The sequence below is a fragment of the Nocardioides sp. genome, from assembly GCF_035703625.1.
In the GTDB taxonomy this organism is placed as follows: domain Bacteria; phylum Actinomycetota; class Actinomycetes; order Propionibacteriales; family Nocardioidaceae; genus Nocardioides.
Genome location: NZ_DASSXS010000188.1, coordinates 1 through 12,045 on the forward strand (window position 1 = coordinate 1; position 12,045 = coordinate 12,045).

Genomic DNA, 12,045 nt, shown 5'->3' on the forward strand with positions numbered 1-12,045 from the left:
GCCACGGATTCGCTTGCCGTTTTCGATCCGACCATTCACGATGGGCTCATGACTCACCCGGACTACGACCACCTCCAGCGCGCCGCCAAGGACCACCTCTGGATGCACTTCAGCCGGCACTCGTCGTACGAGCAGGCCGACGTGCCCGTGATCGTGCGTGGCGAGGGTCCCTACCTCTGGGACGCCAAGGGCAAGCGCTACCTCGACGGGCTGGCGGGGCTCTTCGTGAGCCAGCTCGGCCACGGCCGGACCGAGCTGGCCGATGCGGCCGCCCAGCAGGCGCGCGAGCTGGCCTTCATGCCGCTGTGGTCCTACGCGCACCCGCCGGCGATCGAGCTGGCCGAGCGGGTCGCCGGCCAGGCACCCGGCGACCTCAACCGGGTGTTCTTCACCAGCGGCGGCGGCGAGGCGGTCGAGACCGCGTGGAAGCTGGCCAAGAACTACTTCAAGCTCACCGGCAAGCCGATGAAGCACAAGGTGATCAGCCGCGCGATCGCCTACCACGGCACCACCCAGGGCGCGCTGTCGATCACCGGCCTGCCGCTGCTCAAGCAGCAGTTCGAACCGCTGGTGCCCTCGACGTTCCGGGTGCCCAACACCAACTTCTACCGCTCCACCGAGCACGGCGCTCCCGAGGGCCTCAGCGAGGAGCAGTTCGGCCGCTGGGCTGCCGACCAGGTCGCGGTGGCCATCGAGAACGAGGGCCCCGACACGGTCGCCGCGGTCTTCCTCGAGCCGGTGCAGAACGCCGGTGGCTGCTTCCCGCCCCCCGCGGGCTACTTCCAGCGGGTCCGCGAGATCTGCGACCAGTACGACGTCCTGCTGGTCTCCGACGAGGTGATCTGCGCGTTCGGGCGGCTGGGACACCTGTTCGGGGCCGAGCGCTACGGCTACCAGCCCGACATGATCACCTGCGCCAAGGGCATCACCTCCGGCTACGCGCCCCTCGGCGCGATGATCGCCTCCGACCACCTGATGGAGCCGTTCCTGGAGCCGGGCGCGATGTTCGCCCACGGCTACACCTTCGGCGGCCACCCGGTGTCGACCGCCGTCGGCCTGCGCAACCTGCAGATCTTCGAGGAGGAGAAGGTCCTCGACAACGTCCGCGACAACGAGGGTGCCTTCCGCGCCACCCTCGAGCGGCTCCTGGACCTCCCCATCGTCGGCGACATCCGCGGCGACGGGTACTTCTACGGGATCGAGCTGGTCAAGGACAAGGAGACCAAGGAGTCCTTCACCGACGAGGAGTGCGAGCGCCTCCTCTACGGCTTCGTCTCCAAGCAGCTGTATGCAGAGGGTCTCTACTGCCGGGCCGACGACCGGGGCGACCCGGTGGTGCAGCTCGCTCCCCCGCTGATCTGCACCCAGGAGCACTTCGACGAGATGGAGCACATCCTGCGGATCGTCCTCGACAAGGCCGGCACGCTGCTCTGACGCTGACCCGATAGTCCCTCACGAAACTGCTGCCGGCTCCGGCGTGTCGCCGACCATTGGGTGAGGGACTATCCGGCTGGCCTCAGGTGTGCTGGGGGAACCCGAGGTCGATCCCGTGCCGGGTCGAGGGGTCGGGCCACCGTGCGGTGACCACCTTGCCGCGGGTGAAGAAGTGGATCCCCTCGACCCCGTGGGCGTGGGAGTCACCGAAGAGGGAGGCCTTCCAGCCCCCGAACGAGTAGTAGGCCATGGGCACCGGGATCGGCACGTTGATGCCGACCATGCCGACCTCGACCTCGCGCTGGAAGCGGCGGGCCGCTCCGCCGTCGCCGGTGAAGATGGCCGTGCCGTTGCCGTAGGGGTTGGCGTTGACCAGCTCCAGCGCCTCGTCGTACGACGCGACGCGCACCACCGACAGGACCGGGCCGAAGATCTCCTCGTCGTAGATCGACATCCCGGGCCGGACCCGGTCGAAGAGGGTCGGCCCCAGCCAGAAGCCGTCGTCCTCCCCGTCGGGCTCGACGGTGCGGCCGTCGGCCACCAGGTCGGCGCCCTCCGCGACCCCGGCGTCGACATAGTCGCGCACCTTGTCGCGATGGGCGCCGGTGACCAGGGGTCCCATGTCGCAGGCCCGCCGGCCGTCACCGGTGCGCAGGCCCTCGATGCGGCTCCCGATCAGCGGCACCAGGGAGTCGGCGACGGGGTCGACCGCGACCACGACCGAGATGGCCATGCACCGCTCGCCCGCCGAGCCGAACCCGGCGCTCACCGCGGCGTCCGCGGCTGACTCCAGGTCGGCGTCCGGGAGCACGATCATGTGGTTCTTGGCGCCCCCGAGCGCCTGCACCCGCTTGCCGTGCCGGGTCCCGGTCTCGTAGACGTGCCTTGCCACGGGGGTGGATCCGACGAAGGACACCGAGTCGACGTCGGGATGCTCCAGCAGGGCGTCGACCGCGACGCGGTCGCCCTGGACGACGTTGAAGACCCCCGGGGGGAGGCCGGCCTCGGCCCAGCACTCGGCGATGAGGAGGGAGGCGGAAGGGTCCTTCTCGCTCGGCTTGAGTACGACGGCGTTGCCGCACGCGATGGCGATCGGCACGAACCACAGCGGGACCATGGCCGGGAAGTTGAACGGCGAGATCACGGCGACGACCCCCAGCGGCTGGCGCAGGGAGTAGACGTCGACGCCGCTGGAGACGCCGTCGCTGAAGGCTCCCTTGAGCAGGTGCGGGGCGCCGCAGGCGAACTCGGCCACCTCGAGCCCCCGCTGCACCTCACCCAGCGCGTCGTCGAGCACCTTGCCGTGCTCGGAGGTGATCACGGCAGCGATGTCCTCCCGCCGACGGACCAGGGCCTCGCGGAAGGCGAAGAGCACGGCGGTACGCCGGGCCAGCGACGTCGCGGCCCACTCCCGGCCCGCCGCCACGGCCTCGGCGACGACGGCCGACACCTCCTCGCCGGTGGCGAAGGCCACCTGGGCGGCCACGCGTCCGGTGGCGGGGTCGTGCACGTCGCCGCAGCGTTCCGCCCCTCCCGGCCACGGCCCGCCGGCTCGCCAGTGCCCGATGGTCGGCGGCCCGGCCGTCACGACTCCGCCCTCCGCCGGCGCCACAGCGTCCCGACGATCACGATCAGGAACGAGACGAGGAACATCAGGGTGCCGACCACGAACAGCTGCGGCGGGAAGTCCTTGAGCTTGCTGCCGTACACGAAGAGCGGGAACGTGACCGACTGTCCGGCGGTGAAGTTGGAGACGATGAAGTCGTCGAAGGACAGCGAGAACGACAGCATGGCCGCAGCCACGATCCCCGGCATCGCGAGCGGCAGTGTGACGAGGCGGAAGGTCTGCCACTCGGTGGCGTAGAGGTCCATCGCCGCCTGTTCGAGGCGGTAGTCCATGCCCGACAGCCGGGCCTTGACCGTGACCACCACGAAGGACAGGCAGAACAGCACGTGCGCGATCACGAGCGAGGTGAAGCCGAGCGCGCTGTCGGCTCCGACGGAGACGAACATCGCGAGCAGCGAGGAGCCCATCACCACCTCGGGCGTGGCCATCGGGAGGAAGATCAGCAGGTTCGACGACGACCGTCCGCGGAATGAGTGGCGCACGAGCGCGAAGGCCATCAGCGTGCCCAGGATCGTGGCGATCACGGTCGACACCGCGCCCACCGCGAGGCTGAGCCGGAGGGACTCGCACAGCCCCTCCGGCTCGCAGATCGACGTCCAGTTGCTCCAGGTGAACGACTCGAGCTCGGCGGTGGCCGAGCGGCCCGACGGCTGGTTGAACGACAGCGCGAAGATGTAGCCGATCGGCACGAACATGTAGAGCAGGACCAGGATCCCGACCACCAGGATCAGGTGGTCCCCGAGCCACCGCCCCACGGGGCGCCGGGCGCGCTGCCTCCCGCTGGTCCCCCCGGTCTCCGGGGACACCCGCTCGGGGGTCGTGACCGTTGCCATCAGAGCAGGTCCTCCGTGCCCGCCCGTCGGACGTAGACGACGACCATCGCCACGACCACCGCCATCAGGATCAGCGACAGGCTCGCGGCCAGCGGGTAGTTGTGCTCGGTGAGGAAGGCCGACTGGATCCGGTTGCCGACCATGTACTGCTGGGGCGTCCCCAGCAGCTCGGCGTTGATGTAGTCGCCACAGGCCGGGATGAAGGTGAGCAGCGTGCCCGCGACGACGCCCGGCATCGACAACGGGAAGGTCACCTTGCGGAAGCCGGTGAAGGGACTGGCGTACAGGTCGTTGGAGGCCTCGACGAGGCGGTAGTCGACCTTGTCGAGCGAGGCGTAGATCGGCAGCGTCATGAAGGGCATGAAGTTGTAGGTCAGGCCCGCGATCACGGCGACGGGCGTGGCCAGCAGGCGACCGTCGTCGGGCAGGACCGCGATGAACTGGAGGAAGCTCGTGATCGGCCCCTCGTCGGCGAGGATCGTGCGCCACGACAGCGTCCGCAGCAGGAAGCTGGTGAAGAACGGTGCGATCACCAGCACCAGCATGACGTGCTTCCACCGCCCGGACTTGAAGGCGATCGCGTACGCCAGGGGGTAGCCGAGGGCCAGGCAGAGGGCCGTCGCGGCGCCGGCGTAGAGGAACGAGCGCCCGAAGAGGTTCCAGTTGTCCCGGAGGGCGTCGACGTAGTTGGCGAAGTGCCAGGTCATCGCGTAGCCCTGCTCGAACGACCCGCTCGGGTCGTACAACGAGGTGAAGAACAGCTGGATCGTCGGGAAGATGAAGAAGACCGACAGGTAGAGCATGCCGGGGACGAGCAGCAGCCAGCCCCAGCCCCGGCGACGGGCGGTCTCGCCGTCGACCGTGGCGCGGGTCGCCACGCTCATTCCGGGTCCTCGGGGTTGATCATCCCGGCGTGCGCGTCCTGGCCGGCATCGAGCAGGAAGGCGTGCCCCCGCGACCAGGCGAGGTCCACCTCGTCACCGTTGCGGAACGGCGCTCGGCGGCCGGTGTTCTGCTCGAAGACCATCACCTCCTGGCCCCACGGCATCGCGACGAGGTACTGCGTGCTCACCCCGACGAAGCTCACGTCGGTGACGCGCCCGCCGGTCAGGACGTTGGCGCCCTCGTGGTCCTCCGATCCGGCCTCGCTCGCGAAGATCTTCTCCGGACGGACGCCCAGCCAGCCACGACCGTCCGTCGTGTGGGAGCGACTGGCGTCCACGCCGACCTTCTGCCCGTGGCAGTCGACCACGACCGTGCCGTCGGAGGATCCGGTCACGCTGGTCATGATGAGGTTGGACTGCCCGAGGAAGTTCGCGACGAACGTCGTCTGCGGGTTCTCGTAGAGCTCCCCCGGCGCGCCGAGCTGCTCGATGACCCCGTGGTTCATCACCGCGATGGTGTCGGCCATGGTCATGGCCTCCTCCTGGTCGTGGGTGACGTGCACGAAGGTGATCTCGATCTCGGTCTGGATCCGCTTCAGCTCGATCTGCATCTGACGTCGCAGCTTGAGGTCGAGCGCGCCCAGCGGCTCGTCGAGGAGCAGCACGCCGGGCTCGTTGATCATCGCCCGGGCCAGTGCGACCCGCTGCTGCTGACCACCCGAGAGCTGGGAAGGCTTGCGCGAGCCGTACTGCGCGAGCTCGACGAGCTCGATCATCTTCTCGGTCTTCTCGGTGTAGTCGGACACGCCGCGGCGACGGAGCCCGAAGGCGACGTTCTCGAACACGGTGAGGTGCGGGAAGAGCGCGTAGGACTGGAAGACCGTGTTGACCGGGCGCTTGTACGGCCTCAGGTCGGTGACGTCCTCGTCACCGATCAGCACCCGACCCGCGGTCGGGTCCTCGAGCCCCGCGACCATCCTCAGCGTCGTGGTCTTGCCGCATCCCGACGGGCCGAGCAGGGCGAAGAAGGACCCCTGGGGGACCGTGAGGGTGAGGTCGTCGACGGCGACGAAGTCACCGAAGTTCTTGGTCACGCCCTCCAGCCGGAGGTCGCGTCCCGCGTCAGCCACTCATCACCTCGTTGAACTGGCGCTGGTACGTCGTCTCCTCGGAGTCGCTGAGCGACATGAACTGGTAGCCGGTCTCGAGCGTCTGCTCGTCGAGGAAGATGAACTCGCTGTTGACGGCCGACTTGTCGAACTGACCGATCTCCTCCTGCGCACCGGCCACGGGGCAGAAGTAGTAGTTCCAGGCGGACAGCTTGGCCGCGTTCACCGGGTCGTAGTAGAAGTTCATCATCGTCTCGACGTTGCCCTTGTGCTCCGCCTTGTTGGGCACCAGCACGTTGTCGGTCCAGATGGCGAAGCCCTCCTCCGGCGGGACCCACTTGTACTTTCCTCCGCCGAGGAGGTTGATGACGTCGCCGCTCCACGCCTCGCAGGCCACGACGTCGCCGGACTTCATGTCGTCGATGTAGTCGTTCCCGGTGAAGCGCCGGACCTGCCCGTTCTCGACGTACCCCTTCAGCGACTCGATGGCCGCGGTGAACTCGTCCTCGGTGAAGTCCTCCGGGTCGCTGCCCTCGAGCAGGAGCATGAACAACATGGTGTCGCGCATCTCGGTCAGCAGGTCGATCTTGCCCTTCAGGTCCGGGCGGGTGAGGAGCTCCTCGAAGCTGGTCACCGGATCGGTGAGCTCGGAGTTGTAGCAGATACCGGTCATGCCGCTCTGCCACGGCACGCTGTACTCGCGGTCGGGATCCCAGTCCGGCGACTTCAGGAAGTCGATCAGGTTGGCTTCGACGTTGGGCATGTTGGCGCGGTCGAGCTTCTGGATCCAGCCGAGCTCGATCATCCGGGCGGCCATGTAGTCGGTCACCACGAAGGCGTCGCGGCCCGTGGACCGGCAGTCCTGCAGCTGCGGCGACACCTTGGCGAAGAACGTCTCGTTGTCGTTCACGTCCCCGTTGCGGTAGTCGACGGTGATCCCGGTCTGGTCCTGGAACTTCTCCAGGGTCGAGGTGTCCGAGGCCTTGGCCGGGTCGACGTAGCCGATCCAGTTCGAGAAGACGATGGTCTTCTGCTCCGCGCTGAGGTCGGTGCTGGTGCAGCTGCCGGCCTCGACCTGGGCGCCTTCGGTGCCGCAGGCCGCGAGCAGGGAGGAACCTCCGAGTGCCGCGGCGGAGAGCCCGGCCCCGCGGAGGAAGCTTCGGCGCGAGAATCCTGGTAGGTACAGTCCTGACGTCATCCGCGCGAGCCTCCTGCTCATGGTCCACTCGTGGATTCGGATCGTGTCATGTGCGCGACGTCCTAACAAGCGAATCCGTCGGCTCGACACCATCTTGCAACTGATTCAGGTGATTGCACAGCCCTTGTGGGGCGGTTGCCCCTACTGACAGCATGCCCGCCATGGCAAGGAAACCGCCCGCGGCGCTGGACCAGGTGTCCAAGGCGATCATCGAGCAGCTCCAGCAGGACGGGAGGCGTTCCTACGCCGCCATCGGCAAGGTCGTCGGCCTGTCCGAGGCAGCGGTCCGCCAGCGGGTGCAGCGGCTCATCGACAGCGGGGTGATGCAGGTCGTGGCGGTCACCGACCCCCTCGAGCTCGGCTTCGCCCGGCAGGCAATGGTCGGCATCCGGGTCAGCGGCCCGCTCGAGCCGGTCGCCGACGCCCTGGCCGACCTGCCGGAGATCGACTACGTCGTGATCACCGCCGGGAGCTACGACCTGCTCGCGGAGCTGGTCTGCGAGAGCGACGACCACCTGCTGTCCCTGATCTCGGAGAAGATCCGGACCATCGAGGGCGTGGTCTCGACCGAGACCTTCATGTACCTCCAGCTGCGCAAGCAGACCTACTCCTGGGGCGTGCCCTGAGCCCGTCCCTCTGGGAGGAGACGGCCGCTCCCCCAGTCCCCCGCGCCCCGCTGGACGGCGACCTGGAGGTCGACGTCGCCATCGTCGGCGCCGGCTTCACCGGGCTGTGGACCGCCTACTACCTGGCCCGGGCGGAGCCCGGCCTCCGGATCGCCGTGTGCGAGGCCGAGTCCGCGGGGTTCGGTGCCTCCGGGCGCAACGGCGGCTGGTGCTCGGCGCTGTTCCCCGCGTCCCTCACCTCACTCGAGTCCCTCAGCGACCGCGCATCCGCCCTGGCCCACCACCGCGCCATGCGCGCGAGCGTCGACGAGGTCGGGCGAGTGCTCGCGGAGGAGTCCATCGACGCCCACTTCACGCGCGGTGGCACCATCTCGCTGATTCGCGGCCCCGCACAGCTGGCCCGTGCCCGGGCGGAGGTGGCCGCCGCCCGCTCGTGGGGGTGCGCTGAGGACGAGCTGCAGCTCCTCGACGCGGGGGCCGCCGTCGAGATGCTGGCGGGCTCCTCGGTCCACGGGGCGACGTACACGCCGGACTGCGCGGCGATCCACCCCCTGCGCCTCGTCCGCGGTCTGGCCGACAGCGTCGAGCGGCTCGGGGTGCGGCTCTTCGAGCACACCCCGGTGCTGGCGATCGGCCCGGGTCGGCTGAGCACGCCGTCGGGGGTGGTTCGCGCGGACACCGTGGTCCGCGCGACCGAGGGCTACACCGCCGACCTCCCCGGCGAGCGGCGCCGACTGGTGCCGATCTACTCGCTGGTGATCGCCACCGAGCCGCTCGGTCCCGACCTCTGGGCGAGGATCGGGCTGCGTCGCCGCGAGACGTTCACCGACTTCCGCCACCTGCTGGTCTACGGGCAGCGCACCGCGGACGACCGCATCGTGTTCGGTGGGCGCGGTGCGCCGTACCACTTCGGCTCCGGCATCAGGACGGCGTACGACCGGGACGAACGGGTCTTCCGGCGTCTCCGCGAGGCGCTGGTGGAGCTGCTGCCCATGCTCGCGGACACCACCGTCACCCACGCGTGGGGTGGCTGCCTCGGTGTCCCCCGGGACTGGTGCGCGTCGGTCGGACTCGATCGCGGTACCGGTGTCGCCTGGGCCGGCGGGTACGTCGGCGACGGGGTGAGCACCACCAACCTGGCCGGGCGGACGCTGCGCGACCTGGTCCTGGGCCGGGAGAGCGACCTCGTCCGGCTGCCGTGGGTCGACCACCGCTCTCCGCGGTGGGAGCCCGAGCCGCTGCGCTGGATCGGCGTCAACGCCGGCCTGCGGGCGATGGCCGCGGCCGACGTGGAGGAACGGCTGACGGGGCGCCCGAGCCGGATCGCGGGGCTCGTCTCGCCGCTGGTCGGCTGAGAGGATCGCGCCATGACGCTCCGTGCCCTCGTCCGTCGTCCGAGCCCCCGACTCGCGGAGGGGCTGCTGACCCACCTCGACCGCAGGCCGGTCGATCCGGACCTGGCCCTGCGCCAGTGGGAGGGGTACGTCGCCGCCCTGGCCGGCGAGGGGTGGGAGATCGCGGAGGTCCCGGCCGCCGCCGACTGCCCGGACTCGGCGTTCGTCGAGGACACCGTCGTGGTCTACGACGACCTGGCCGTGATCAGCCGACCGGGTGCTCTCGAGCGCCGCGCGGAGACCGCGGGGACCGAGGAGACCCTCGCCGGCCTCGGCTACCGGATCGCGCGGATCGAGGAGCCGGGCACCCTCGACGGCGGCGACGTGCTCAAGCACGACGGCAGGGTCTGGGTCGGGCTCGGCGGTCGCACCAACCAGGCTGCGGTCGACCAGCTCACCGACCTGCTGACCCCGCTGGGGGCCGAGGTGGTGGGGGTGCCGGTGACCCGGGTGCTGCACCTGAAGTCGGCCGTGACGGCCCTCCCGGACGGCACGGTCGTCGGCTTCGAGCCCCTCGTCGACGACGTGCGTGCCTGGCAGCGCTTCCAGCCGGTACCGGAGGAGCCGGGCGCCCACGTCGTCCTGCTCGGTGACCGGACGGTCCTGATGTCCACTGCCGCGCCGCGGTCGCGGAGGCTGTTCGAGGAGCGTGGGCTGCGGGTGGTCGCCGTCGACATCGGAGAGTTCGAGAAGCTCGAGGGTTGCGTGACCTGCCTGTCGGTGCGCCTGCGCCACCGGCCCTCCTGAACACGCCGGTCCCATCCCGCTACTGCCGGGCGCGCAGCTCCGTGCGCTATAACAATAGTTATCTAGTCCACTTACTTTGCACGGAGCACTCCGTCTGCTGACCTTTCTCCCGACGGCCCGCCCGATTCGACCCGGGCGGGCCGTCACCCTCAGCGGAGACCGTTGGCCCGGGTCCGGGCCGGCTTGGTGGGGCTGAAGAACCAGGCGTCGAAGAAGCCCGCGAGGTTCGCCCCGCTGACCCGCTCGGCCACGGCCCGGAACTCCCGGGTCGAGCCGTTGTCGTTGCGGTGGCCCCTGACCCAGGTCCTCATCGTCCTCCAGAAGTCGGCGTTGCCGATGCGCTGCCGCAGCGCCTGGAGGGCCATGCCGCCACGCACGTAGACCCGGAAGTCGAAGATCTGCCCGGCGCCCGGGTCACCGATCCGCAGGTTCCAGAAGGGGTCGTCGGCCGGGGCGCCGACGTACCTGTCCATCAGCCAGCCATGCGCGGGCTGCCCGCCGTGGGTCTCGGCGTAGCGGACCTCCATGAAGGTGGCTGCGCCCTCGTTGAGCCAGATGTCACGCCAGTTCTGGACCGAGACGGAGTCGCCCAACCACTGGTGGGCGAGCTCGTGGACCATGAGGGAGGTCGAGCCCCGCCCCAGGCCGGGGTAGGTGGGCCGGGTCTGGTTCTCGAGCGCGAAGCCGGAGTTCAGGCTGGTGACCACGCCTCCGGTCGTCGAGAACGGGTAGTCGCCGAGCTGGCTCTGCAGCCAGCGCACCAGCACCGGGGTGCGCCTGAGCATGTCCATCGCGACCTGGCGCCGCGCCGCGGGGATCCGGTCCGACGCGGCGACGTACCACGGCAGGCCGCGGCTCACCCCCCGGTCGACCGCGAACGAGCCGGCCGCGAAGAACGCAATGTAGGTCGCCATTGGCTCGCGGGCACGCCAGCGGACGGTCGCCATCCCGTTGCGCACGGTGCGGCCGACCCGCTCCCCGTTGGCGATGACCTGGCGGGCCCTGGGGACCGTCACCCGGATGTCCATCCGGGCCTTGTCTCGCGGGTGGTCGTTGCTGGGGAACCACCAGGGGGCCATGTGCGGCTCGTTCATGGCGACGACCTCGCCGGCGTCGGCGAGCCAGTTCGACTCACCCTCCCAGGACGCCGCACCGGGCCGCCCGGCGTAGTCCACCCGGACGACGAAGGTCCGACCCGCCGCGATGGCCGTGGCCGGGGTGACCTGCAGCTCGTGCAGGACCGGCCGGTCGACGCCGGCCGCGACCCCGTCGACCCTCACCCGACTCACCGGGAGCAGGAAGTCGAGGTTGAACCGCGACAGGTCGTGTCTGGCCCGGACCGTGAGCCGGGTCCACCCGGAGAGGCGCCCGGTGCGGAAACGGTAGGTGTCATGGATGTCGTACTCCAGCACGTTGATGCCACCGTTGCCGTCGCGCGGGAAGTAGCTGTCGCCCATCCCCGCCGAGCCGGGCACGGGCACCGCCCGGCGCGTGGCGGGCGCGCCGCTGGCGGAGAGGCCGAGGACCAGACCGGCCGTGGTCAGCGCCACGACAGTGAGCGTGCGCCGGGTCATGCGTGCAATCTATCCGCCCTACCCCGCCGCCACGCCCGAGAAATTCGGTTGCGCGGCCGGGCCGGGCTCGTCACCATCGTGACTGACCCGCGCCGCGGGTGCCCGACCGACCGAGAGGAGCCGTGACATGACGACCACTGTCCCTGGCCTGTCCGCAGCCCAGTCCCTCTCACCGACACGGAGCACCCACCGCGATGTCCCAGCACTTCACCGAGCTCGACCGTCAGCTTCCTGACGACCCCTCCGACTCCCGCCTCGACGGGATCGACCCCTCGTTCGTCTTCGACTTCCGCTCCTACGACGAACCCGACGACACCGACCAGCGCTGGTCCACCTGGCACAGCGTCGAACCCCTCTGCCGCGGACCCGAGCCACGCCCCGACTGGGTCGTCACCTCCCGGGCGGCCGTCGACACCGAGCTGGGCGTCCTCAAGACCGGCAAGGAGGCCGACGTCTTCCTGGTCGAACGATCCGTGCCCGACGACGGCCCCTCGGTCGTGATGGCGGCCAAGCGCTACCGCGACGAGGAGCACCGCTCGTTCCACCGCTCGGCGGCCTACACCGAAGGCCGCCGGACCCGCAACAGCCGAGACCGCCGGGCGCTGGCGAAGAAGACCGC

General features: G+C 69.9%; 10 protein-coding genes and 1 pseudogene. 5 read left to right on the forward strand and 6 right to left on the reverse strand.

Features of this window, described 5'->3' with window-relative positions:
• The first annotated feature begins 48 nt into the window (after positions 1-48).
• Positions 49-1,434, forward strand: a complete 1,386-nt coding sequence (locus tag VFN12_RS09155) for an aspartate aminotransferase family protein (protein ID WP_325118339.1) — start codon at positions 49-51, stop codon at positions 1,432-1,434.
• Between the two features lie 82 nt (positions 1,435-1,516).
• Here the strand turns inward: VFN12_RS09155 and VFN12_RS09160 are convergent, their stop codons facing one another.
• Genes VFN12_RS09160 through VFN12_RS09180 form a run of 5 tightly spaced genes read right to left on the reverse strand, consistent with a single transcriptional unit; the run spans position 1,517 to position 7,085 of the window.
• Positions 1,517-3,022, reverse strand: coding sequence for a CoA-acylating methylmalonate-semialdehyde dehydrogenase (locus tag VFN12_RS09160; RefSeq protein WP_414690025.1), 1,506 nt, complete (start codon positions 3,020-3,022; stop codon positions 1,517-1,519).
• Positions 3,019-3,894 (reverse strand): ABC transporter permease, encoded by an 876-nt coding sequence (locus VFN12_RS09165; RefSeq protein WP_325118340.1) that lies wholly within the window; start codon positions 3,892-3,894, stop codon positions 3,019-3,021. The genes VFN12_RS09160 and VFN12_RS09165 overlap by 4 nt, the downstream gene beginning before the upstream one ends.
• A complete protein-coding gene (locus VFN12_RS09170) occupies positions 3,894-4,778 on the reverse strand; it encodes an ABC transporter permease (RefSeq protein ID WP_325118341.1) in 885 nt (294 codons plus the stop codon). Before VFN12_RS09170 ends, VFN12_RS09165 begins: the two co-directional genes overlap by 1 nt.
• Positions 4,775-5,908 (reverse strand): ABC transporter ATP-binding protein, encoded by a 1,134-nt coding sequence (locus tag VFN12_RS09175; RefSeq protein ID WP_325118342.1) that lies wholly within the window; start codon positions 5,906-5,908, stop codon positions 4,775-4,777. The genes VFN12_RS09170 and VFN12_RS09175 overlap by 4 nt, the downstream gene beginning before the upstream one ends.
• Positions 5,901-7,085, reverse strand: coding sequence for an ABC transporter substrate-binding protein (locus tag VFN12_RS09180; RefSeq protein ID WP_325118343.1), 1,185 nt, complete (start codon positions 7,083-7,085; stop codon positions 5,901-5,903). Before VFN12_RS09180 ends, VFN12_RS09175 begins: the two co-directional genes overlap by 8 nt.
• Positions 7,086-7,270: 185 nt before the next feature.
• On the opposite strand from VFN12_RS09180, the gene VFN12_RS09185 reads away from it, so the two are divergent.
• The 3 genes from VFN12_RS09185 (at position 7,271) to ddaH (ending at position 9,852) form a co-directional block, all read left to right on the forward strand.
• Entirely contained in the window at positions 7,271-7,711 is a 441-nt protein-coding gene (locus VFN12_RS09185) for an Lrp/AsnC family transcriptional regulator (protein WP_414690026.1), read from the forward strand.
• Positions 7,712-7,773: 62 nt separating this feature from the next.
• Positions 7,774-9,066, forward strand: coding sequence for an FAD-binding oxidoreductase (locus tag VFN12_RS09190; protein WP_325118348.1), 1,293 nt, complete (start codon positions 7,774-7,776; stop codon positions 9,064-9,066).
• 12 nt (positions 9,067-9,078) lie between these two features.
• The gene (ddaH, locus tag VFN12_RS09195) at positions 9,079-9,852 is read left to right on the forward strand and encodes a dimethylargininase (protein WP_325118345.1); all 774 of its coding nucleotides are present in this window, start codon (positions 9,079-9,081) and stop codon (positions 9,850-9,852) included.
• Between the two features lie 149 nt (positions 9,853-10,001).
• On the opposite strand, the gene VFN12_RS09200 is transcribed toward ddaH, so the two are convergent.
• Positions 10,002-11,426: a M1 family metallopeptidase gene (locus VFN12_RS09200; RefSeq protein ID WP_325118346.1), complete on the reverse strand. Its 1,425-nt coding sequence runs from the start codon at positions 11,424-11,426 to the stop codon at positions 10,002-10,004.
• Between the two features lie 194 nt (positions 11,427-11,620).
• Between VFN12_RS09200 and VFN12_RS09205 the strand changes: the two are divergent.
• Positions 11,621-12,045: pseudogene (locus VFN12_RS09205) on the forward strand (serine/threonine protein kinase); the annotation flags it as partial.

What these genes read in the sequence shown, in the direction of transcription:
- VFN12_RS09180 (WP_325118343.1), bottom strand. Translation starts at nt 7,085, where the DNA reads ATGACGTCAGGACTGTACCTACCAGGATTCTCGCGCCGAAGCTTCCTC.
- VFN12_RS09200 (WP_325118346.1), bottom strand. Translation starts at nt 11,426, where the DNA reads ATGACCCGGCGCACGCTCACTGTCGTGGCGCTGACCACGGCCGGTCTG.
- ddaH (WP_325118345.1), top strand. Translation starts at nt 9,079, where the DNA reads ATGACGCTCCGTGCCCTCGTCCGTCGTCCGAGCCCCCGACTCGCGGAG.
- VFN12_RS09155 (WP_325118339.1), top strand. Translation starts at nt 49, where the DNA reads ATGACTCACCCGGACTACGACCACCTCCAGCGCGCCGCCAAGGACCAC.
- VFN12_RS09170 (WP_325118341.1), bottom strand. Translation starts at nt 4,778, where the DNA reads ATGAGCGTGGCGACCCGCGCCACGGTCGACGGCGAGACCGCCCGTCGC.
- VFN12_RS09165 (WP_325118340.1), bottom strand. Translation starts at nt 3,894, where the DNA reads ATGGCAACGGTCACGACCCCCGAGCGGGTGTCCCCGGAGACCGGGGGG.